This window comes from Stenotrophomonas sp. 115C5, assembly GCF_056861055.1.
Window position 1 is genome coordinate 38,011 of record NZ_JBSPUQ010000006.1, and the last position, 23,039, is coordinate 61,049.

General features: G+C 66.7%; 18 protein-coding genes. 4 read left to right on the forward strand and 14 right to left on the reverse strand.

Annotated elements, in window-relative coordinates:
- Positions 1-47 precede the first annotated feature (47 nt).
- From AC13FN_RS09490 to AC13FN_RS09500, 3 genes are read right to left on the reverse strand one after another with little or no spacing between them, the layout of a single operon-like run.
- The gene (locus AC13FN_RS09490; protein WP_478412600.1) at positions 48-3,125 is read right to left on the reverse strand and encodes an efflux RND transporter permease subunit; all 3,078 of its coding nucleotides are present in this window, start codon (positions 3,123-3,125) and stop codon (positions 48-50) included.
- A complete protein-coding gene (locus AC13FN_RS09495; protein ID WP_478412601.1) occupies positions 3,122-4,294 on the reverse strand; it encodes an efflux RND transporter periplasmic adaptor subunit in 1,173 nt (390 codons plus the stop codon). The genes AC13FN_RS09490 and AC13FN_RS09495 overlap by 4 nt, the downstream gene beginning before the upstream one ends.
- Positions 4,291-5,538, reverse strand: a complete 1,248-nt coding sequence (locus AC13FN_RS09500; protein ID WP_053443131.1) for a TolC family protein — start codon at positions 5,536-5,538, stop codon at positions 4,291-4,293. Before AC13FN_RS09500 ends, AC13FN_RS09495 begins: the two co-directional genes overlap by 4 nt.
- Positions 5,539-5,600: 62 nt before the next feature.
- On the opposite strand from AC13FN_RS09500, the gene AC13FN_RS09505 reads away from it, so the two are divergent.
- Both AC13FN_RS09505 and AC13FN_RS09510 read left to right on the forward strand, forming a co-directional pair.
- Positions 5,601-6,275 carry a response regulator gene (locus AC13FN_RS09505; RefSeq protein ID WP_053443132.1) on the forward strand — a complete coding sequence of 225 codons (675 nt, stop codon included), beginning with the start codon at positions 5,601-5,603 and terminating at the stop codon, positions 6,273-6,275.
- Positions 6,268-7,641: a sensor histidine kinase gene (locus AC13FN_RS09510; RefSeq protein WP_049437507.1), complete on the forward strand. Its 1,374-nt coding sequence runs from the start codon at positions 6,268-6,270 to the stop codon at positions 7,639-7,641. Before AC13FN_RS09505 ends, AC13FN_RS09510 begins: the two co-directional genes overlap by 8 nt.
- 143 nt (positions 7,642-7,784) lie before the next feature.
- Here the strand turns inward: AC13FN_RS09510 and AC13FN_RS09515 are convergent, their stop codons facing one another.
- The 3 genes from AC13FN_RS09515 to AC13FN_RS09525 all read right to left on the reverse strand — a co-directional run bounded on the left by AC13FN_RS09515 (position 7,785) and on the right by AC13FN_RS09525 (position 10,978).
- The gene (locus tag AC13FN_RS09515; protein ID WP_478412603.1) at positions 7,785-10,136 is read right to left on the reverse strand and encodes a GH92 family glycosyl hydrolase; all 2,352 of its coding nucleotides are present in this window, start codon (positions 10,134-10,136) and stop codon (positions 7,785-7,787) included.
- Between the two features lie 96 nt (positions 10,137-10,232).
- Positions 10,233-10,556 (reverse strand): thioredoxin family protein, encoded by a 324-nt coding sequence (locus AC13FN_RS09520; RefSeq protein WP_482984692.1) that lies wholly within the window; start codon positions 10,554-10,556, stop codon positions 10,233-10,235.
- A 5-nt stretch (positions 10,557-10,561) separates the two neighbouring features.
- Complete coding sequence (locus AC13FN_RS09525) at positions 10,562-10,978, reverse strand: baeRF12 domain-containing protein (protein ID WP_054171871.1); 417 nt, start codon at positions 10,976-10,978, stop codon at positions 10,562-10,564.
- Between the two features lie 162 nt (positions 10,979-11,140).
- Between AC13FN_RS09525 and AC13FN_RS09530 the strand changes: the two genes are divergently transcribed.
- Positions 11,141-11,368: a hypothetical protein gene (locus AC13FN_RS09530; RefSeq protein WP_019337747.1), complete on the forward strand. Its 228-nt coding sequence runs from the start codon at positions 11,141-11,143 to the stop codon at positions 11,366-11,368.
- A gap of 474 nt (positions 11,369-11,842) precedes the next feature.
- Positions 11,843-13,330, forward strand: a complete 1,488-nt coding sequence (gene proP, locus AC13FN_RS09535) for a glycine betaine/L-proline transporter ProP (protein ID WP_478412605.1) — start codon at positions 11,843-11,845, stop codon at positions 13,328-13,330.
- A gap of 99 nt (positions 13,331-13,429) precedes the next feature.
- Here proP and AC13FN_RS09540 read toward each other — a convergent pair whose 3' ends face one another.
- The 8 genes from AC13FN_RS09540 to AC13FN_RS09575 form a co-directional block, all read right to left on the reverse strand.
- Positions 13,430-14,059, reverse strand: coding sequence for an ATPase (locus tag AC13FN_RS09540; protein WP_010485380.1), 630 nt, complete (start codon positions 14,057-14,059; stop codon positions 13,430-13,432).
- A gap of 3 nt (positions 14,060-14,062) precedes the next feature.
- Positions 14,063-14,404, reverse strand: a complete 342-nt coding sequence (locus AC13FN_RS09545; RefSeq protein WP_010485378.1) for a type II toxin-antitoxin system prevent-host-death family antitoxin — start codon at positions 14,402-14,404, stop codon at positions 14,063-14,065.
- A 70-nt stretch (positions 14,405-14,474) separates the two neighbouring features.
- Entirely contained in the window at positions 14,475-16,070 is a 1,596-nt protein-coding gene (locus AC13FN_RS09550) for a sensor histidine kinase (RefSeq protein WP_478412606.1), read from the reverse strand.
- A 9-nt stretch (positions 16,071-16,079) separates the two neighbouring features.
- Complete coding sequence (locus AC13FN_RS09555; protein WP_019337750.1) at positions 16,080-16,484, reverse strand: response regulator; 405 nt, start codon at positions 16,482-16,484, stop codon at positions 16,080-16,082.
- A 136-nt stretch (positions 16,485-16,620) separates the two neighbouring features.
- On the reverse strand, positions 16,621-18,075 hold the full coding sequence (locus AC13FN_RS09560; protein WP_197645867.1) for a surface lipoprotein assembly modifier: 1,455 nt from the start codon (positions 18,073-18,075) through the stop codon (positions 16,621-16,623).
- A 90-nt stretch (positions 18,076-18,165) separates the two neighbouring features.
- Complete coding sequence (locus tag AC13FN_RS09565) at positions 18,166-18,930, reverse strand: Slam-dependent surface lipoprotein (protein WP_049437519.1); 765 nt, start codon at positions 18,928-18,930, stop codon at positions 18,166-18,168.
- Positions 18,931-18,989: 59 nt separating this feature from the next.
- Entirely contained in the window at positions 18,990-19,745 is a 756-nt protein-coding gene (locus AC13FN_RS09570) for a Slam-dependent surface lipoprotein (protein ID WP_478412607.1), read from the reverse strand.
- A gap of 27 nt (positions 19,746-19,772) precedes the next feature.
- The gene (locus AC13FN_RS09575) at positions 19,773-22,892 is read right to left on the reverse strand and encodes a TonB-dependent receptor (protein WP_482984691.1); all 3,120 of its coding nucleotides are present in this window, start codon (positions 22,890-22,892) and stop codon (positions 19,773-19,775) included.
- Positions 22,893-23,039 lie beyond the last annotated feature (147 nt).

Consider the following 23,039-nt stretch of genomic DNA (forward strand, 5'->3'; position numbering starts at 1 on the left):
CGCAGAAGCCAGAAGCCGCCGAGCATGGGCTCGGCTCTACATTATCGTCAGCCCGTCCGGGCCTCGCGGCGCCGGTGTACCCAGTAGTATAGCGTAGGCAGCACCAGCAGGGTCAGCAACATCGCCGACAGCAGGCCGCCAATCACCACCACCGCCAGCGGCTTCTGGGTCTCGGCACCAATCGCATGCGAGGTCGCCATCGGCAGCAGGCCAAACATCGCCAGCAGTGCGGTCATCAGTACGGTGCGCAAGCGCTGCAGCGAGCCCTGCACGACCGACTGCAGCAGGTCCATGCCCTGCTCGCGCAGCTGCGCGAAGCGACTGAGCATCACCACCCCGTTCAGCACCGCTTGCCCGAACAATGCAATGAAACCGATCGCCGCCGACACCGACAGTGGAATGCCGGTCAACCACAGGGCGAGGATGCCGCCGATCATCGCCAGTGGCACGTTGGCCAGGATCAGCGCGGCGCTGCTGATGTCCTTGAAGGCATCGAACAGCAGCACGAAGATGATCAGCACCGACAGCGGGATCACCCAGCCCAGCCGCTTCATTGCACGTTGCTGGTTCTCGAACTCGCCGGACCACTCCAGCCGGTAGCCCTCCGGCAGCTGCACGCTGGCGTCCACGCGTTTGCGCATGTCGGCCACCACGCTGCCCATGTCACGCCCGGCGATGAAGATGCTCACTGCCTTCACCCGCTGTGCATTCTCGCGCGAGATGTTGATCGCGCCGCTGGCCATGCGGAAGTCGGCCACGTCGGACAGCGTCACGGTGTGGCCATCGCCGATGCCCACCGGGACCGTGCGCAACCGTTGCAGGTCGCGGTCGGCGTCGTCCAGGCGCAGCGTGATCGGGAACTTGCGGTCGCCCTCCCACAGTTCGCCGACCTGGCGCCCGCCCAGTGCGGTCTCGATCACCTCGTCGATGTCGCGCACATTGAGGCCATAGCGCGCGGCACGGTCGCGGTCGATCTCGATCTGCAGCTGCGGCAACGACCCGTCACGGTCAATGAAGGCGCTCTCCACGCCCTCCACACCACGCACCTGGCCCAGGATCGCCTGCGCCTGCTGATTCAGCACGTCCAGGTCCGAGCCACTGACCTTGATCACCACCTGGCCCTTGATCTGCGAGATGCTCTCCAGGATGTTGTCGCGCACCGGCTGCGAGATCGAGAACTCCGGCCCCGGAATGCGCTGCTCCAGCATGCGCTGCAGATCGCTCACCAGCTGCCGCTTGTCCACGCCCTTCGGCCACTCCTTCTCCGGCTTCAACGCCACCAATGCCTCGATCTGGTTGGCGCCCTTGGCGTCGGAGCCGTCTTCCGGGCGTCCCAGCTTGGCCACCACCGTCGACACCTGCGGGAAGCTGCCGACCAGCTCACGGATGCGCCGCGACTGCTGCTGGGCTTCGGCCAGGCTGGTGCTGGGGTCGAGCGTGGCGGTCAGCCAGATCGAGCCTTCGTCCAGCTCAGGCAGGAACTCCGAACCCAACCGGGTGCCCAATGCCAGCGTGCCGACCAGCAGCGCAACTGCAGTCAGTACCACCGCACGCGGGCGGGCCAATGCACGCTCCAGGATCGGCCGGTACCAGCCGGTCAGGCGGTCCATCAGCGGATTGCCGTCACGCATGCGGTCGCGCCGCAGCCACCAGTAGCAGAACAGCGGCACCACGGTCAGCGCCAGGATCAGCGCACCGATCAACGCCGAGGTCACCGAGTACGCCATCGGCGCGAACATGCGTCCTTCCTGCCGCTGCAGGGTGAAGATCGGGATGTGCGCGGCGATGATGATCAGCATCGAGAAGAACGTCGGGCGGCCCACTTCCGATGCCGCTGAAAGAATGGTCGAGAACCGCTTCTTCCGATCGGCCGCAGGTGGCAGCTTCGACAGTCGCGAGACGATGTGTTCGGTGACGATCACCGCGCCATCAATGATGATGCCGAAATCCATCGCACCCAACGAGAGCAAGTTCGCCGGCACACCCCACAGATGCAGGCCGAGGAAGGTCGACAGCAGGGCCAGCGGCATCATCGCCGCCACGATCAGCGCGGCCCGGGCGTTGTACAGGAACAGCCACAACACCAGGAACACCAGCACTGCGCCTTCCAGCAGGTTGCGGAAGACCGTCTTCAACGTGGTCGTGACCAGCCACGAGCGGTCGTAGAACGGCTCGATGCTGACCCCGGCCGGCAACTGGTTGGCCTCGATCTCGGCGATGCGCGCATGCAGGGCGTCGAGCACATCGGACGGGTTCTCGCCCTTGCGCATCAGGACCATGCCGAACACCGCATCGTCATTGTCGTCCTGGCCGACCAGGCCCTGGCGCGGCAGGCCGGTGTCGGCGATGCCGGCCAGGTCGCGCACCAGGATAGGCGTGCCCCCGCGCTGCGCCACCACCACGTTGCCGATGTCCGCCGACGAACGCATCAGGCCCACGCCACGGATCAGGAACTGCTGCTGCCCACGCTCCACGTAGCCGCCGCCCGCATTCGAGCTGCCCTTCTCCAGCGCCTCGGCGAACTCACCGAGGCTGATGCCACGGTCACGCAGCTTGTCCAGGTCCGGCTTGACCTGGAAGGTGCGCGCGAAGCCACCGAAGCTGATCACATCGGCCACGCCCGGCACGGTGCGCAGGCTGCGTTCCATTGTCCATTCCTGCACGGTGCGCAGCTGGGTCGGCGTCATGTGCGGGCCTTTCAGCACATAACGGTAGATCTCACCTACCGCCGAGCTCATCGCCTCCAGTTCCGGCGTTACCCCTTCCGGCAGTTCCACGCCCTGCAGGCGTTCCAGCACCTGCTGGCGCGCGAAGTAGTCATCGGCCTTGTCGTCGAAGGTCAGGATGATCATCGACAGGCCGAACTGCGTATGCGAGAACACCCGCACCGAATGCGGGATACCGGACAACGCCACTTCCAGTGGCATCGTCACCTCGCGCTCGACCTCTTCGGCGGCACGGCCCGGGTGCAGCGACACCACTGTCACCTGGGTGTCGGACACATCCGGGAAGGCTTCCACCGGCAGCACGCGGAACGCGGCAATGCCAGCGCCGATGAACAGCAGCAGTGCCAGCATGACCATCAGCGGCTGGCGCAGGCAGTAGGCAATCAGGCGATCGATCATGGGGCGGCGTGCCCCGTGCCGCTGCTGGCGGCGGCAGGCGCGCTGTCCGCCAGCTGCTGCAGCAGCAGGCCGCCCTCGACCACCACCCTGGCGCCTGCGGCCAGGCCTTCACGGACCCACAGCCGGCCATCGCCCAGTTCCTCGGCATGCACCGCGTGACGCACGAAGCGGCCCTTGCCCTCCTCCACGAACACCACCTGCTTGCCGTCGATCAACAACACGGCCGCATCGGGCAGCGAGACACCGCCCTCGGCCGGCAACGCCACCTGGGCGCGCACGTACTGCCCCGCCTTGAAACCGCGTGCGCGGTTGTCCAGCTCGGCGCGCGCCTGCACCACACGGCGTTCGCTGTCGACGAAGTCATCCACGTGCTGCAGGGTCGCCTGCAGCGGCTGTCCATCGGCCCCGGAAACGCTCACCTGCATGCCCGCCTTCAAGCGTCCGGCCAGGCTCTCCGGTACATCCAGCAGCAACCACAGGCGGTCCGGATCGCCAATCACCGCCAACGGCTGTTCGCTGTCGGGGCTGACTGTCATGCCCGGGCTCATCCGCCGCTCCACCAGCACGCCATCGATCGGCGCGCGCAGCGGCAGGCGCTGGTCGACGTGCGGGCCATTGCCATACGCCTTGGCGAAGGCGGTCGCACGCGCGTGATCGGCCTGGCTGCCGGCGAAATTGGCCTCGGCCTCGTCCAGTTCGCGGCCCGACGCCACACCTGCCGCATGCAACTCGCGGGTGCGCTCCAGCTCCTTGCGCGCCTGCTGCAGCTCGGCACGGCCGCGCACGCCCTCCGCCTGGGCCTGGCCGAATTCGGGCGAAGTGATCCAGGCGATCACCTGGCCCACCTTCACTTTCTGCCCCGGCTGTGCCTCGATGCGCGCCACCTGCCCCGCCAACGGCGTACGCAGCGCGCTGGAGCGCGTCTCGTCCCAGACCACCCGGCCCGGCAGCTGCAGGCTGGCGCTGGCGCCGGCGGTGACCACCTCGCTGCGCAGCACGTCCAGCTGGCGGCTACCGGCAGGAAACTGGATCTGGCCGGCACTGACCTTCGGCGCGTCCTCGGTATAGGACGCCGGCTCGCGGCCGCAGCCACCCAGCAGAGCCAGCGCCAGCAAGGCCGGCAGCACGGCGTGTCGCGCCTGCGGCCGATAGGCGACGGTGGACTTCATCGGAACTCTCCTTCAGCAATGGATGTGGCCGCTTCCCAGCGCGCCAAAGCAATGGCATGGTCGGCACGCGCTTCAATCAACGCAGCCTCGAACTCGCGCCAGCTGCGGCGCGCATCCAGCAGATCGGTCAGGCTGGCGGCGCCGCGGCGGTAGGCCAGTTCAATGCCCTGCACCGCCTTGCGTGCGGCATCGGACTGCAGTCCTTCGTAGTCGCTGCGACGCTGCGCGGCGGACTGCGCGCTGGCCTGCAACTGGTCCAGTTCGGCGTGCGCTTCGCGCTGCAGCACCTGCAGCTCCAGCGCGGCACTGTCACGGTCGGCCTCGGCACGCTGGATCGCGCCGCGTGCACGTGACGGGCCGCCGAGCGGAATGGTCAATGACACACCCCAGGTGACGCCGCTGATGTCAGTCGGCTCGCGCTCGGCCTCCACGCCCAACTGGATGTCGCGGTGGCGCTCACTGCGCGCCAATGCCACACCGGCGTCCGCCGCAACCAGGCGCGAACGTGCCGCGCGCAGATCGGCACGCTGCTGAGGATCGAAAGTGCGCGCGTCGGCCCTGCCCGCGGGATCTGGCCACGGATCATCGGCGCTGAGGTCATGGCTGTCGTCGCGGCCGAGCAGCAGGCCAAGCGCATGCCGCGCGTCGCGCAGATCCAGCGCCGCCTCGCGCGCCGCGTCGGCTACCGCCAGGTCGTCCACCGCCAGCCGCGCGCGGTCGACCGGCGCCATCGCCCCGGTGGCAACCTGCTTGTCCGCCGCCGCCATCTGCTCGGCCGAGCTCTGGCGGTTGGCATCGGCAATCTGCGCCCGCTCCTGTGCGCCCTTCAGGCCGAAATAGGTTTCATGCAGCGCCACCTGCTGGCGGCGCCGCGCATCGAGCATCTCCAGCCCGGCCACTTCCAGCAGCGCATCGGCCTGGCGGATACGCAACGCACGCTTGCCACCGCGCTCCCAGGTCCAGCCCAGGCCCACGGTGCTGTCCACCCGCTTGTCCTGCCAGCGCCCAGGGCCGATGCCATGCTTGGGGCTGATCTTGCTGGTGCCGATCGACAACTCGGTGGACGGGCGCAACGCCGCCGTCTGCGCATCGCCCTGCACACCGCGCAGCTCCAGTGCCGCCGCACGCAGGTCCGGGTTGTGTGCTTCCATTGCGCGCTGCGCTTCCTGCAGGGACAGCGCCGAAGCGGTGGGCGCGCACAGAAGAGTGGCCAACACGGCCGCAAGACGAGGGGAGAAATTCATGCACGTCACGGTAAGGTGATGCACTTGCGCCAAACTTGCCCCAACCTTGCACGAAGCTTGCAATGCGAATCCTGCTGATCGAAGACGACGCCGCCCTGGCTGATGGACTGATCCGCGCCCTGCAGGGTGCCGGTCATCTGTGCGACCACCTTTCGCGGGGGCTGCACGCACCGGCGGCACTGGCCAGCGCGCCGTATGACGTGATGGTGCTCGACCTTTCATTGCCCGACGTGGATGGCCTGGACCTGCTCTCGCGCCTGCGCAACGACGGCGTCATCCTGCCGGTGCTGATCCTGACCGCACGCGATGGTGTGGAGGACCGCATCCTCGGCCTCGACCGCGGTGGCGACGACTACCTGGCCAAGCCCTTCGCCCTGGGAGAACTGGAAGCGCGCCTGCGTGCGCTGTCGCGCCGCCGCAGCGATGCACCGGCGCAGAAGCGCCTGGGCCGGTTGTGCTTCGACAGCATCCGCAATGAAGTGCAGGTGGACGGCCAGCGCATCGAGCTGACCGCGCGCGAGCTGTCGCTGGTCGAGGCACTGATGCAGCATCCCGGCCGCACGGTTACCAAGCAGCGCCTGTTCGACGCGCTGTACAGCTGGGACCACGAGGCCAACCTGTCGGTGATCGAAGTGCATGTCAGCCGCCTGCGCCGCAAACTGGAACAGGCCCACGCCGGCGTCGGCATCCGCATGCTGCGTGGGCTTGGATACCGGTTGGAGGCCGTGGGTGACTGAGCGCGTGCACAGCCTGCGTGGCCTGCTGCTGAGACGCCTGTGGCTGCCACTGCTGGTACTGCTGTTGTGCAGCGCAGTGGGTTCATTCGCCCTGGCGCGCTTCTACGCCGGCCAGGTCTACGACCGCTGGCTGCTGGATTCGGCGATGTCGTTGTCCGAGCTGGTGACGGTGCAGGACGGCCGTGCGTCCATCGAGATCACCCCGGCGGTGTCACGCATGTTCACTTGGGACACCGCCGACGAAGTGCATGGCGAGGTGGTCGACGCCGGGGGTGGGCGCCTGTATGGCGACCTGCCCGAGGCACTGCCACGCCCGTCGATGTCCGCCGGCAGCGACGACCCGGTCTACTATGATGCGCGGCTGCGTGGGCAGGCCGTGCGCATGGTCGAAGTGGTGGTCAGCGCCGGACCGGGTCATGACATCCGGCTGCGCGTGGCCGAGACACTGCGCAAGCGCCACCGGCTGGAGCGCAAGCTACTGCTGACCAGCGTTCCGTTCCAGGCTGCGATCCTGGCACTGGCGGCATGGCTGGCCTGGTCCGGTACAGGCGCTGCCGCACGCCATGCCAACCTGGTCGCGCGGAAGCTGGCCAGCCCGCGGCCGGATCCGCTGGCGCCGCTGGATCCGGCACAGGAAGCCCCGCGCGAACTGTGGCCGGCGGTGGAGGCCTACAACGCGCTGCTGCAGCGCCTGGACGCGATGCAGGATGCACAGCGGCGCTTCGTCAGCAATGCCGCGCACCAGCTGCGCACGCCGCTGGCAGCGATGCAGGTGGAGCTGGAAAGTTCATTGCGCCAGCACGATCCGCAGGCCCAGCAACTGGCGCTGTCCGGCACGCTGGCCGGGCTGGCGCGGCTGCAGCACCTGGTCAACCAGCTGCTGATGCTCAGCCGATCGGAAGATCCACATGGCAGTGCACTGCCGCTGCAGCCGTTGGATCTGGCCGCGCTGGCGCGTGGCGTGGTCGAACGCTACGCCGACCGTGCGTTGGTTGCGGGCGTGGACCTGGGTTACGACGGGCCCGACGACGGCGTGTCGATACAGGGCGATCCGCAGCTGTTGCGCGAGGCATTGGGCAACCTGCTGGACAACGCGTTGCGCTATGGCGCCTCACGCGGTGTGATCACCCTCGGCGTTCGGCAGGAGGCCGGCGGCGTCCACGTATGGGTGGACGATGATGGCGCAGGCATCGCCGAAGCCGAACGCGCGCGCGTCACGGAACGCTTCTACCGGGCGAGCAGCGAGGGCGATGGCTGCGGCCTGGGACTGGCAATCGTGGCCGAGATCGCGCAGCGGCACGGTGCGATGTTGAAGATCGAAACGGCGCCGCTCGGTGGCGCGCGGGTGGGGGTGCGGTTCCGTTGACCTTTGTCGAATTGCCCTTGTAGAGCCGAGCCCATGCTCGGCTCAGGCACCGTGCCAAAAGCAGCCGAGCATGGGCTCGGCTCTACAGGTATCAGGTCACCCGTGAAGCGTGCCAACCAAGGTTGGCACCTACCAGGATCGCATCACCGGCTCATCGAGTACGGCGCCTGCGCGCCCTGCCCCGGCCAATCCTTGTTCGGCTCGGCCTGCATGGTGAAACGCAGCTCGCCACCTGCCAGGATCTCGTCATGGCGCAGGAAGGTGCGCTGCAGCGGCTTGCCGTTGAGACTCACGTTGCCCACATAGGTGTGCTTGTCATCCAACCCATCGGCCACGATGGTGAACGTCTTGCCGTTCGGCAGGCGCATCGCGGTCTTCGGCAGGAACGGGCGGCCGAGGATGTACTCGCCCGAGCCCGGCGCCACCGGATAGAAGCCCAACGCGGTGAACACGTACCACGCCGACATCTGGCCGACGTCATCGTTGCCGGCCAGGCCATCCGGACGATCAGCGTACTGGGTGTCCATGATCTGCTTCAGGCGCGCCTGGGTGCGCCACGACTGGCCGGCGTACGAGTACAGGTAGGCCACATGGTGACTGGGTTCGTTGCCATGCGCATACCAGCCGATCAGGCCGGTGATGTCTTCCATGTGCTCGAAGATGGACGGATCCACCTTGGCGTTGAACACTTCGTCCAGGCGCGCGAGCAGCTTGTCGCTGCCACCGTGCGCTGCCGCCAGGCCGGCGACGTCCTGCGGCACGTACCACGAATACTGCCAGGCGTTGCCCTCGGTGTAGTCGGTGCCATAGCCGCTGGCGCTGGGGTCGAACGGGGTGCGGAAGCTGCCATCGCGCTTTCGTGCGCGCATGAAGCCGGTGTCCTTGTCGAAGGCGTTGCGCCAGTTGCCGGCACGCTTGTCGAAGGTCGTCGCGATATCGGTCTTGCCCATCGCCTGCGCCATGCGCGCGATGGTCCAGTCATCGAAGGCGTATTCCAGCGTCTTGCTGGCGGCCTCGCCTTCCTCGTCGATGGGCACGTAACCCAGCTCGCGGTACTGCGCGATGCCGTCATACGGGCCGTAATTCGCGGTCTCGACCATTGCCTTCAGCGCCTTGTCGGCATCGAAGCCACGGATGCCCTTCACGTAGGCATCGGCGATCACCGGCACCGCGTGGTAGCCGATCATGCACCAGTCTTCCAGGCCATGGAACGACCACACCGGCAGCATGCCGTAGGGGCTGTGCTCATGGTGGGCCAGCATCGAATTGATGAAGTCGCTGTTGCGCTTTTCCGGCTGCACCAGGGTCAGCAGCGGATGCAGGGCGCGGTAGGTGTCCCACAGCGAGAAGGTGGAATAGTTGGTGTAACCCGTGGCCTGATGCACGGCATTGTCCGAGCCGCGGTACTGGCCATCGGCATCCATGAACAGCGTCGGCCCCAGCATCGTGTGGTACAGCGCGGTATAGGCACTGCGGCGGGCGTGTTCCGGGGCGTCGATATCAAGCACCGACAGCGCCTGCGTCCATTCCTGTTTCGCCTGCGCACGCACGCGATCGAAATCGAAGTCGGCCACTTCCGCGTCGAGGTTGGCAATGGCGCCGGCTTCACTGACGGGCGAGATCGCCACCTTGACCACCAGCGGTGCATCCAGCTTGCCGAATGCGAAGGTACCGACCAGCTGGCGGCCCTCGATCTGTGCGCGCTGCGCTGGATCCTTCTCGCCCGGCGGCGGGAAGCCCTTGTAGACGATGTCCTGCTCGGTGTTGTGCAGCTCATGCCCGGCCAGCGGACGCGAGAAACGCATCGCGAAGTACAGCTGGCGACCCGGCGCCCAGCCGCGTGTCTCTCGGAAACCGGTCACGGTGCCATCGGCGCGCACCCGCACCCGCGACCACAGTACCTTGCCCGGGTAGTCGTACATGCTGGTACGCATGTCCAGCAGCACCTTGGCTTCGGTGCCCTTGGGGAACGCGTAGCGATGCACGCCCACGCGCGCACTGGTAGTCAGCTCGGCGCGCACCTTGTAATCGTCCAAGGTGACGGCGTAGTAGCCCGGCTCAGCCTTCTCGTCATCGTGGCGGAAGCGCGACGCGAAACCGCTGCGCGGCTTTTCCGGATCACCGCGCTCCAGGCCGGGATTGCCGGTGAACGGCATCAGCAGGATGTCGCCGAGGTCCGAATGGCCAGTGCCGGAAAAATGCGTGTGCGAGAAGCCGACGATGCTGCGGTCGTCGTAGCGATAGCCGGCTGCCCAGCCATAGGCCTTTTCGCGTGGCTGGATGCGTGTGTCCGGGCTGAGCTGGACCATGCCGAACGGCACCGTGGCACCCGGGTAAGTGTGGCCTTCACCACCCGTACCAATGAACGGGTCGACCGAGGCATAGGCCTTGTCGGCGGCGGTTCTGGCAGGCGCGGCCGAAACCAGGCCGGAAGCGAACATCGCCGTGGCGGCGACAGCGATCAGGAGACGACGGTCCAGCGTGGGCATCGGCATTTGGATCGATTCAGGTGATAGCCGGATCCTAGCACCGGGCCTGCCACGCCGCATGCTGCAGTGCGACTGCCCGGCTTCCCACGCCCGGTTCAATCTTCAACCGGGAAGCGCGCTCTGCAACGACATGAGATCCGCGCTGTCCAGCGGCCTTACCACCCGCGCGATCTCTTCTCCATCGCGCAGCAGCACCACCGTCGGCCACAGCTTTACCTTGAACGCTCGCCCCAACGGCCTTCCCTTGCCATCCTCGATCTTCCAATGCGGCAGATCGTTCGATTCGACAAAGGCCTGCAACGCAGGCTGCGCGGCCTGGCAATGACCGCACCAGGGCGCACCGAACTCCAGCACCTGCCAGCCAGCCTGCGCCGCCACCTCCACAAAGGTGGGCTCGTTCGCAAGGTGATCACGCATGAACGGCATGAGCGCTACGCCGCCAGTGCCTTCTGGATGTCTTCCAACGGCGCGTTGGTCAGATCCTTGGCAATATCCCCGAGCAATCGCGCCTGGACCTCTTTATGCAGCAGCGGACGAATGCGACCCAGCGTGGTCGGGTCGGCGATCAACACCAGGTGCGCATAGCGGTTCTTCAAGGCATCTTCGTTGAGCTGTTCGGCCACCTGCTTGGCGAACGTCGCCTCGTTGAGCTGCGAGACCGACATGTCCTTCGGCACTGCACCCGCAGGCCCCTGCCCGGATACGCCCTGCTCGCTGATGTCCTGCAGGCGCAGTTCGCCTTCCTGCTTCAAGGTCAACTGGTGGTTGCTGCCCACGTTGGTGAACACCCGTGCCGAACCACCGTCGGCTACCACGATCAGGGCTCCTTCGGGAATCGTCCGCGCCATTGCATCCTCCATCAATCCGAAAAGTGGGTGTGCGCCCCACCTTATGCACGCCGATGTCACCAGAGCGCGTACAGGATGTGATCCCGTCATCGCAATCTGCAATCAGCGCTAAATTTGTCCGGCTGCCTGCCGCTATGGCCTCCATCATCGCGAGGAACCTCTGTGTACGCTGGCTCACTGTTCCACGTCTGCTTTGCCACCAGCCTGGCCATTGCCGGCTGTGCCGGTTGCATCCACCAGTTCCTGCAGGGCCAACCGTTCTTCGCCCTGGCCATCATGCTCTCGGTGCTCACCATGATCGGCGCCGCACTGGTCACGCGAAAACTGGCACTGCCGGGCGCCCTGGCGATGGCCTGCACGGTGTTCGGCTTGGTGGCGAAGTCGGCCTGAGCCTTCTGAACAGGCGAGGTGGAACACAGCGTGCAGATCAGCCTGCTTCGCTGCATGCTCACGCCGATGCCGTTATGATGAACGGATGATCGACACGACCCACTACGTGACGGGCGCACCTGTTACGTGGGAAGCACTGCCGACCGGCGCTTCGCTTGCCACGAATGCTCCCGCCCTGCATTTCCATCGCCTCGCGCTGGATCCCGGCGGATGACGCCCGCAGGCCCTCTGCCTGCACCCCTACGCTGATGTGATGTCCGACCGCTGACTGCGCGGCCGCTGTGATCCCGTTGTCGCGTCTCTCCCTCTGCGGCGGTGCTTCGCCGTGCGCGTGGCATTCCGCCTGCACACATTCCCCGGCCCCCACGCCGCCTTCCGATGCCCCCGCGCCACTTGCGCCTGCATCGCCGTTTCCGAATTCCGGGACACACCACAGCACCCATTCCCCTATTCCATACCTACAAGGGAGCCCCTATGCAGGACACGCCCGATTCCCATGCCCACTTCGGCTGGTTCAAACGCCGCCGCCATCTGAAGGTCGATGAGATCACCGTCGTCGACAAGCCCATGCTCAAGCGCGCCGTGGGCGCCGCCGCACTCGGCAATGCCATGGAGTGGTTCGACTTCGGTGTCTACGGCTATCTGGCCGTCACCATCGGCCAGGTGTTCTTCCCGTCCAGCAACCCCACAGCACAGGTGATCGCCGCCTTCGCCACCTTCACCGTGGCATTCCTGGTGCGTCCACTCGGCGGCCTGGTGTTCGGCCCGCTCGGCGACCGTTATGGGCGCCAGAAAGTGCTGGCGTTCACCATGATCCTGATGGCGCTGGGCACGTTCTCGATCGGCTTGATTCCCGCCTACGAGCGCATCGGCATCTGGGCACCGGTGCTGTTGCTGCTGGCACGTGTGGTGCAGGGGTTCTCCACCGGCGGCGAGTACGGTGGTGCGGCCACCTTCATCGCCGAGTATTCCACCGACCGCAACCGCGGCCTGATGGGCAGCTGGCTGGAGTTCGGTACGCTGGGCGGCTACATCGCCGGCGCCGGAACCGTGACCGCGCTGCACATGCTGTTGAGCAGCGAACAGATGCTGGATTGGGGCTGGCGCATTCCATTCCTGGTGGCCGGCCCGCTGGGCCTGCTCGGCCTGTACATGCGCATGAAATTGGAGGAAACGCCGGCCTTCCGCGCCTTCGCCGAGGAAGCCGAGAAGCGCGAGCACGACCGGCCTGGGCTTGGCGCGCTGTTCCAGGTACATGGTCGCCAGCTGCTGGTCTGCATGGGCCTGGTGCTGGTGTTCAACGTGACCGACTACATGCTGCTGACCTACATGCCCAGCTACCTCAGCGTCACCATGAACTACGCCGAGAGCAAGGGCCTGCTGCTGATCATCATCGTGATGCTGGTGATGATGCCGCTGAACATCGTCGGCGGGTTGTTCAGTGACAGGCTGGGCCGCCGCCCGATGATCATCGGTGCCTGCATCGCGCTGCTGGTGCTGGCCGTACCCTGCCTGCTGCTGATCGGCAGCGGCAACGACTGGCTGATCTTCCTCGGCCTGATGCTGCTGGGCCTGGCGCTGGTGTGCTTCACCAGCTCGATGCCGTCCACGCTGCCGGCGCTGTTCTACACCCCGGTGCGCTACAGCGCGCTGTCGATCGCCTTCAACGTCTCGGTGTCGCTGTTCGGTGGCACCACGCCACTTGTGACCGCGTGGCTGGTGGAACGTACCGGCGACCCGCTGGTGCCGGCCTATTACCTGATGGGCGCGGCGGTGATCGGCCTGATCACGATGCTGTTCGTGAAGGAAACCGCCGGCCTGCCGCTGCGCGGTTCACCGCCGGCCGTCGGCAGCGATAGGGAAGCTGCGGCGTTGTTGAAGAGCGATGTGCCGGTCACGGTGGACCCGAGTCTGCCGCCACTGCCGGAGACTGCGGAGCCTGAGCAGGTAAAGCCGGCCTGAGGCTCAGCGAAGCCGGCGTTGTTGTACGGCCAAGCCCGCGCGCGGCTGCCTTTCGAGGGATCAGCCGAGCGTGGGCTCGGCTCTACAACGTACGCGCCCTCAATCGCGCGCAGCGTTCAACTCCATCGCACGCATCACGATGGGTTTGGCCCAGTCCGGCGTGTGCAGCAGCTCGGCCACCGAGACCGGGTACTGCAGCTGGCCGTGCGCCATCGCCAGCACCGGCAGCGGCTCGACGCAGCCGTCGGCGTCGGCGGGAGCGCTGTTGTCGTAGACATGCAGCTCGGCCAGGTGTGGCAGCAGTTCCAGCAGGTTCTCGCGTGCCGAATCGAAGCGGGCGTGGATCTTCTCCACCGGAATGTCATGGCCGCCGGCGGCCACCCGCGCTGCAACACGGGCAATGTGCAGGTCCACCGTGGCCAGGCCACAGAACCAGATCGCGACGTGATGGTGCTCGCAGGCCTCGCGCAGCAGGCGCGGAATGGTGTTGCCGCCCAGCGTGGTCTCGAAGGCGAAGTCCGTGCCATCGGCCATGGCCTGGCGCAGGCGGCGGGTGCCTTCCTGCCAAGCCTCGGCATTGGCGTCGGGCAGCGGCCAGCCCGCCTCTACCAGGCGGCGGGTGAACGAATCGGGGTTGAACCAGCCCAGCCCTTCGGCTTCCAGCCAGGTTCCCAGCAGCGAACTCTTGCCGGCGCCGTTGACGCCGGCCAGCACCAGGATCCGCCCCATCGGTCAGAGCGGACGGCCGAGGGTGACCTTGCGGCCGCGGCGGATCGGCTGGCCCAGCACCTTGCCCAGCCCCTCACCGCGCTGCAGGCCAGCCAGAGTCTGGTCGAATTCGCCGCGCAGGCGCAGCAGTTCTTCACTGCGCTCACCGGCATCGCTGCCGGCGGCCTTGGCCAGCAGCTCCTGGTAAGTGCGGATGTCCACGATCACCGCTTCGGGGTGGTTGTGGTTGGTGATGACCAGCGCCTGCTTCTCGCGCACGGTACGCATCAGGCTCGGCCAGCCCCGGGTCTTCACCGACGAGGCTGGGGCCTTCTCGAGGCCAGGCAGATCCAGCGGCAGGGTCATGGCACGGCTCCGGGTAGGGTGGATAATGGCCACTATACCCAATTTGGCCCAATTGGGGATAAATGGACCTTTACCTGCCGGAACCGTCCGCCGCTGCGCCCGGCGCATCGGTCTGCAGCAGACTGTCACGCTCGCGCAGCGGGAAGCGGATCCAGGCATCCAGGCCTTGTGGGCCAAAGCGCAGCTCGCCGCTGCCGGCCAGCTCGTACGGCACGCGCTGCTCGATCAGCGCCCGGCCAAGGCCACGCTGCCGGGGCAGCTCCCAGTCTTCCACGGCGGCATGGCGTTCACACCAGTGCAGCCCCAGCCACGGCTGCCCACCCTGCACCTGCAGGTGCCAGGTCACCTCGATCCGGCCATCCTCATGGGTCAGTGCACCATGCCGCAGGGCGTTGGTCGCCAATTCGTGGATCGCCAAGGACAGCACTTCGGCCGCCTTCGGCGGCAGCAGCACGTCCTCGCCCTGCAGGCGGCAGGCGGCCGCCGCCGGCGTCTGCGCCGCGATCTCCTCATCGATCATGCCACGCAGGCAGACCCCGGCATTGGCGCCACGGGTCAGCAGGCTCTGCGTGCGTGCCAGCGACATCAGTCGCCCGCACAACCGTTCGGCGTATTCATCCACACTGCTGACCGACTCGCGGGTCCGCCAGGCAATGGCATGGATGGTCGACATGATGTTGCGCACCCGGTGCTGCAGTTCAGCCAGCAACACCGACTGGCGCTCGGTGGCACGCTTGAGATCGTCGATGTCCACGGCGATGGCAAATACCCCGCTGACCTCGCCGTCGCCATCGCGCAGGGGCGCGGCCGCGACCCGGGTCCAGCGCGCGCGGCCATCGTCGTGCAGGTACTGGAACTCCAGCCCCGGCACAACGGTCTCACCGCGCATCGCACGGGCAATGGCGAAATCCTCCGGCCCGATGGCGCTACCGTCGGCATGCCAACCACGCCAGCGATGCAGGTTGGCCTCATCGGTGGAAGGCACCTTGCCGCTGGGCAGGTAGGCACGCATCTGGTCGTTGGACAGCAGCATGCGACCCTGCAGATCGACGATGCACAGGCCGACCGGCAGCATCCTGAAGGCCAGCTCCAGGCGTCGCTCGCTCTCGCGCCGCCGCAGTTCCTCGCGCTCGCGCGCGGCCAGCGCCAGATGCGCGGCGGTGGTCTCGAACATCGTCACCAGCACGCCGTTGATGCGCCCTTCCTCGCCACGGATCGGGCTGTAGGTGATGGTGAACCAGATGTCTTCCAGACGGCCACGCCGGACCAGCGGGTACAGCTTGTCTTCGAAGGTGAGCGTCTCGCCCTGCCAGACACGGGTATAGAGCGGGCCGTTGATGTGCCAGACCTCGGGCCAGCACTCGCGGGTCGGCTGGCCGAGCCCGCCGGGATGCTTGTCGGCCAGGATCTCGGCATAGCCATCGTTGTAGAGCTGCACCAGCTGCTCGCCCCACAGCACGATCATCGGGAAGCCATGGGCCAGCATCAGATCGACGGTGGCGCGCAGGTGGGGCGGCCACTGCTCGCAGGCACCCAGTGGCGTGGATGACCAGTCATGGCGGGCGATGCGCGCGGCCATGCCATCGTGGCGCGCATGCAGGCGCGGTGCAGGTGGCATCCCGCCACGCAGCTTGGCGGCGTGGATGCCTTCAGGACGGCGCGACATGCCGCGCAATCAGGCGATGCCCGCAGAGACCTGCGGCGCCGCCACCAGCCCGGCCAGCTGCTGCACCAGGGTTTCGATGTGATAAGGCTTGGTACAGCGCGGCGCGCTGGCGAAGCGGCTGGGCAGGTTGTCGTCATAACCGGAGGTCAGCAGGAAGGGTGTACCCGCCTCGGCCAGCCGATCGGCCAGCGGATAGACCTGCTCACCGCCCAGGTTGATGTCCAGCAACGCCACATCGATGGGATGGGTATCGACCAGCTGCCCCAACGCCTGCAGGTCACCGGCAGGCCCCACCACCTGTGCGCCTTTCAGCTCCAGATAGTCGACCAGGAACATCGCGATGGCGAATTCATCCTCCGCCACCAGTACACGCAGCCCTTTCAGGCCCTCTGGTTTGTTGCCCGCTTCCAGCACGACCGGCGCTCCTCGATACACGCGGCCCACCTCCGCCGCAACGCCCGCAGAATGCGCGAACCGGGCTACAAGAGCGCGTGATGATGGATGAAGATCGCGGCCACGGCACGTTCACCACCGCGTTGCAACGGCGCGTTCAGAAGGCCCGTTCCCACTTCAGGCTGAGCAGGCTGCGGTCGTGGCTGTAAAGCCAGCCGACGTTGCTGTCGATGCGCGCGTAGCGCAGGCTCAGGCTGGGTACCAGCCCGGCCACGGCCAAGCGCTCGCTGCGCACGATGGCGATCAGGTTCTGTTCGTCGTCCTGCCTGCGCGCCTCCAGCAACGGACTCCAGGTGTCGTAGTCGCGCTGGCGCAGCGACACGAATACGGTGGCCGTGGTGCCGCTCCACTGCCGTGCCGCGCCCAGCCGCAGGCCGCGCTGGCGGTAGCCGTTGGCCGGGTCGGCGGCGCTGCTGTCGGTCACATCCAGCCCGGCGAAGACCGTCCAGCGCGGATTGAGCGCGCGAAACCAGGTGGCATACACCGATGCCAGCTCGCCGTCGTAGTTGCTGGCCAGGCCCTGCTGGCGATAGCGCTGGCGCTTCCAGTCGGCCTCCAGCTTGAGCAGGCTGCGTGCATCCAGGGCGTACTGCCATTCCCCGTGCACGCCGCTGCCGCCCTGCAGCGCATGATTGCCCAGGCCCTGGTAGTCATAGCTGGAGGCGAGCAGCACGGTCTGCCGTGCACTACGCCAGCTGTAACCCGCCTGCACGTTGGCATTGAGCTCGTTGTAGGCACTGTGCCCGCGCCATGCCTGACCGAAGGCGAGACCGCGCACGTACAGCCCATGATGCCCGCCGAGCACCCAGCGCCGTTCCAGGCTGGCGTCGTAGTCGATGCCCACCGCGCGTTGGGCGTCGGGCAGTTTCCGTTCGATGATGCAGGTGTCGCCCACGCCGAACAGGCAGGTGCGACTGGCCGAGCTGCGGTTGATGTTGTCACTCCACGCCGGGCCGGCGGACAGCGCGCCTTTCCAGCGCTGGCGCGCCTGCAGGGCACTCAGGTAGCCCTCCACGCGCGCGCGGACGCCGGCCGTGGCCGGATCATCGGCATTGATGCCTGCAGCGATGGCCGTGAACAGCGCGGCCGCATCGCGATCGCGCTGGTCTTCCGCATAGACACGTGCCAGCTCGAGGCGGGCCGGCAGGAAATCCGGCTGCGCCGCCAGCAGCGCTTCGTACTCCTTCGCCGCGCGACGATGGTCGCCTGCCACCCGCGCCAGCGCCCCCTGCGCATAGTGGCGCAGCAGGGGATCATGCCCCGGCAGTTCGATGTACTCCTCGAGGAACGCAGCGGCAGCCTGCCATTGCTGATGCTGCAGTGACAGGTAGAGGGCCTGGCCAAGATCATCGACGGTGCGCTCCACGCGCAGCGTCTGGCCGTCGATGGTGATGGTCGGCCGCTCCGACTCCGCCTGCTGCAGGCGCTGCTGGTCCTGCTGCTGGTGGCGCAGTTCGGTGCCCTGTTCAAGCACACGACGAAGATCGTCCTGCTGGGCGCGCACGTCGGTGGCAGCCAACAGCAGTACGACAAGGAAGATGGAATGGCGCATGGTCGATCCGTGGTGGTGCATGCAACGGGCCGAAGCAGGGACTGGCGGATCGCGGCTTGTCCCTGCCCTGCCCCGTCAGGGGCGTGGCGATCAGTTCTTGCTGCCGCCGAAGGCGGTGTCGTACTGGCTGTTGCCGGTGAAGGTGGCGATACCGGCCAGGGTGGCCGCGTTGGCGCCGAAGAACTGGCCCTGGGTGGTGCCGCTGACCGAGCCGTTGGCGGTGGCGGTGCCGGCGAACGAGGCGTTGGCGCTGTTGATGTTGGCGTTGACGTTGATCGACAGGCCGCCACCGCTCAGGCCACCGAGCAGGGTGCCATTGCCGAAGTTGGCGCGGAAGGTGCCCGACAGCAGGTTGCTGCCATTGAACTTGTTCAGGCCCGCGACGCTGTAGGTGGCCACACCGGCCGGCAGCGTGGTGCCGGCACGGTCACCGACGAAGTAGACCTGGCGGTTGTTGAAACCACCAGCGGCGCCATCCTTGGACCACTCGCCGAACCACACATCGCCGCTGCCGACCTTGACGAAGTTGAAGTGGCCCATGCCGGAATGGCTGCCCGGGGTACCGGTGATCGGCATAGCCAGAGTGCGTACGGTGACACCATTGACGGTGGTCGGGGCCGAGTAGGCCGCAAGGCCCTGGAAATCGACCGGCTTGGCATTGGACACGGTGCCGACGCCGATACCGGCCTTGCCGGCCGAGTGCGGGCCGCCGTTGACTTCCGACGCACCCACCTTGACGTACAGCTGCGCATCGGTCGCCGGGCTGGCAGCGCCGACGATGTCGGCCGCCTGCGCGGTGCCGGCCAGGGCCAGCGCAGCGGCGACGGCCAACAGGGAACGGTTGATCATTTTCATGGTATTGCTCCTTGGGTTGAGGGAACTACGGGTACAACACGAAAAGGAACGGCGGCGGATCAGTTGCGCTGACCGCCGAAGGACGTATCGAACTGGCTGTTGCCGGCAAAGGTTGCGATGCCGGTCACGGCACTGGCACCGGCGCCGAAGAACTGGCCGCTGCTGGTACCGATGATCGAACCATTGGCGATGGCCGAACCGCTGAACGCACCGGTGGCGCGATCCAGCGTGGCGCTCGCGGCGAGCCTGTATCCGGTCCCGACCAAGCCGGCGGTGACGGTACCGGTATCGAAATTCGCCCGCAGTGCACCTTCCAGCACGCTGCTGCCATCAAAGCGGTTGATGCCAGTCAGGGTGTAGGTGACGACGCCTGCCGGCAGCGAAGTACCGGCACGGTCACCGACGAAGAACACCTGGCGGTGATTGAAGCCCGCCTGCGCGCCACTGGATGACCATTCACCGAACCAGACATCTGCATTGCCCACCTGCACGAAGCTGAAGTGGCCCACGCCAGCGGTGGCGAACGGCAGGCCTGCGTCCGGGCCCAGCGTGCGGACCGTGGTTGCGCCACGCACCACCGTGTTGGCGTAGGGCACCAGGCTGGCCACGTCCACTCGCGCCGCGTTGGCATACGGCCCCAACGAAATGCCTGCGCGGCCGGAGCGGTGCGGACCGGCGTTGAGTGTCGATTCGCCAGCATTGATGTAATGGACACCGTCCTGGGCCGGGCTCTGCCCACCAGTGATGTCGGCAGCCATGACCGGCATGGAAGCCAGCAGGCCGATCGAAAGTACAAGGGTACGGTGCTGTTTCATCGGTGGTTCTCCCTGTCGAATGCGGACTCAGAAGCGCGCCGTGACGCCAAGCTTGATCGTGCGGCCCGGTGCAGGCAGCGTTGAGCGTGTTGCCGGGTCGACGTAATAGCGGTTGCCGAGATTGCTGCCGACCAGCTCGACGCTGGCGTGCTGGTTGAAGCGCCAGCGGGCGTAGGCATCCACCGTGGTGATGTTTCCCCAGGTGAAAGGCACGTTCTGCCAGAGCAGGCTGCTGCCCCCGGCGATCAGGCGGTCGCGGTAGGCCTGCAGGTCCGGATTGTCGTGCCGCTGGTAGTGCACGATGCGGCTGCCCAGCTCCAGGCGCTCATCGAACAGGCGGGTGCCGAGTGACCAGTTCACCGACAGCTTCGGCGTGGCCTGGGTCAACAGATAGCCGCTGACGAAGCCATCCTGGACGCAGTTGGGCACCCGCCCCTGGTCCGCATCCAGCCGTACCGCCGAGCTTTCATCGCAGACTTCGTTTTCAAGGATGCGGCTGATGCCCAGATCGGTGAAGAAGCGCCGGTTGTCGAAGCGCGCCTGCAGCTCGATGCCGCGGACAGTCTGCTTGTCGATGTTGTCGAACATGAAGTACGCATCACGCTCGATGACATTGCGGGTCTTGTGCACGTAATAAGCCAGCTTGACGTCGGCATCGGCGGTGTTGCCGAACAGCCCGGAAAGGTTGTGCACGTACCCCAGCTCGTAGTTGTAGGCATGCTCCGGCTTGAGTGGATACAGCGGATTGAGGCTGCTGGAGAACGCAATGGTGCTTTCGAACATGCTGGGAAAGCGCACCGCCTCGCTGTAGCGCAGATAGGCGCGAGCGGCCGGCGAGAAACGCACCGTCGCCGAGAACGTCGGCAACCAGGCGTGATCGCGGTGCCGTTCGTTGCGCCCGGCCACCGACTGCATCGCCCCGCCCCCGATCCTGCAGCGGATGTCGGTGCCGAGCACCATCGGCAGCAGCCCGGGGATGGCAGCGACCTGGCCGTTGAGGCAGGGATTGGTGGCACGGCTGTAGTTGCCGTTGGCATCGGGCAACCAGGGAATGCCGTGCTGGACCTCCCTGGGTGTCTCGTACTTGCGCAGCAGGTCGGCCAGCGACTGATCGACGATCCAGCCCATGCCGATGCTGTCCCAGAATTCCCGCTCGCTCTCGAGTGCGTCGATCTCGCCCTGCAGGCTGTCCGGCCGCGGCGGCAGTTCATTCACCCGGTACTGCGCTTCGCGCGGCACGATCGAGGTCGTCTGCAGTTCCGGGTGGGCCTGCAGGAAGTCGTCGAACGCCCAGTAACGGCTGTAACGCACGCCGGCATTGAGGGTCAGGAAGTCGACCGGACGCCATTCCAGAGTGAGGTAGCCCTCGCCCTCCTGGCGACGGCCAGCGCGCGGGTACATGCGCCAGCCGTCGGACGGGCCGAAATACGGGTCACGCGAACCGAGCTTCTCGTATTGCCAGTTGCCGCCCACGGTCAGGTCCAGGGTCGAATGCAGGGCGAAGCGGTTGCTCAGGGTCAGGCCGGTCCGGTCGTTGCTCGCATTTGCCAGCGCGGTGTTGCGCAGAATCGGGCTGGCACCGGCATTCCAGTCCGGATTGCCCGGTGCGAAGTTCGGGAAGCCGCCTGCGGTGTAGGTATCGCTGTCCGTCTCGGTGCGCCACAGGTTGGCGTAGAGGTCCAGCCAGCGGCTGCCGGCCGGCTGGAAGCGGTACTCCAGGTTCCAGGCATCGGAGGCGACGCGGCTGAGCGGCCACTGGATACGGCCGTAATCCGGCGCGGACAGGATGCGCGAGGGCATGATCTCGCCGTAGCGCGACAGCGTGCGCCGCCACGTGGCCTTGAGCTGCTGGTCATCGTTGATCTGCCAGCTGCCCTTCAGCAGCCACGATTCCTGCTCGCTGGAGGTGTTGGGCACTTCATCGCCGGGCTTGAAGTAGCGCGCCAGCGTGGTGATGTAATCGATACCCTGGTACTCGAACTGCTCGCGCGGATCCTGGTCGTAGTAGCCACTGCCCTTGCTGCCGGAGAAGTAGTTGCCGCGCTTGCGCCAGGCGTAGGCGGCCATCAGGTCCACGGTGTCGCCGCGATAACCGAGCGCCAGGCGCCAGGCCTGGTCCTCGCCGTCGAAGGGGTTGTTACCGCTGCGCGACTTCACCGGCACCACCAGGGTGCGGTCGTCGTAGGGCGAGGCCGGCGACGCCTGCGGGAAGCCGGATACCGTGCGGTAGTCCTCGCCGGTGTGCAGGCGCGGCAGGCGCGGCGCCACCGCATTGCTGCTGCCTTCGATCTTCAGCTCCCCGCCGAAGCGCTCGCCGGCTGCAACGATGTCATCGAGGTCGATGGTCTTGATCACCAGCGCACCACCGATCCCACTATGCACATCGCGCACCAGCCCTGGCCCCTTGATGACCTGGATGCCACCCATCAGGTTGGGATCGATGTAGTTGCGGTTGCTGACACCGTTGTAGCCACGCCAGACCGTGAGCGCCTGCTCGCCACCGTCGATGCTGACCGGCACCCGCCCCGGCCCCTGGATGCCGCGGATGTTGATGTCCAGCGCGCCGCTGTTGCGTGCGTCGCCACTGAACACACCGACCAGATCCTTGACCACGTCGGCCGGATTGGAGCCGCGATAGCGCTCCACCCGGTCACGCCCCGAATACGCCGTGGTCAGGTCCAGCGCGAACACATCATCGTAGCCGCGCCGATCACGCGCCTCGCCCCCTTCCGACTGCAGGCGACCGGCCACGTCCAGTGTTTCGGTCACCCGCACCCCTTCCCCCTCACCCGCCTCCGCTGCGGCCCGCAGGCTCCAGGTACCGTCCATGCCGCGCTGTGCACGCACGCCACTCCCGCGCAGCAGCTGCTGCAGGGCCTGCATCTGGCTGTACTCACCGTTCACCGCACTCGAACGGCGGCCCTGCACCAGATCGCTGCGGAACACCACCTGCACGTCGGCCTGGCGGCCAAAGGCACGCACGGCGTCGGCCAAGGGCTGTTCCGGAATGGCGTACTGGCGCACCGGCGCGACGATCGCCGGTTGCGCCTGCACGGCAGGCACCCAGGCCAGCGGCAGCAGTGCGGTGGAGATGGCCAGGGCCAGGACGGTGGCGCGACGATGACAGGCGAATGCCGTGGACGGCATGGACAGGAACTCCTCAAGCGTGGCGGAACCACGGGCACATCCGGTGCCGGTGGCATGTCTGGCTTGAGGAGAAACGGTGTTTCGCTCTGGCTATACCTCTATAGACAGGAGGGCACAGCGAGTGCCCACGGTTTTTCATGTTTTTTT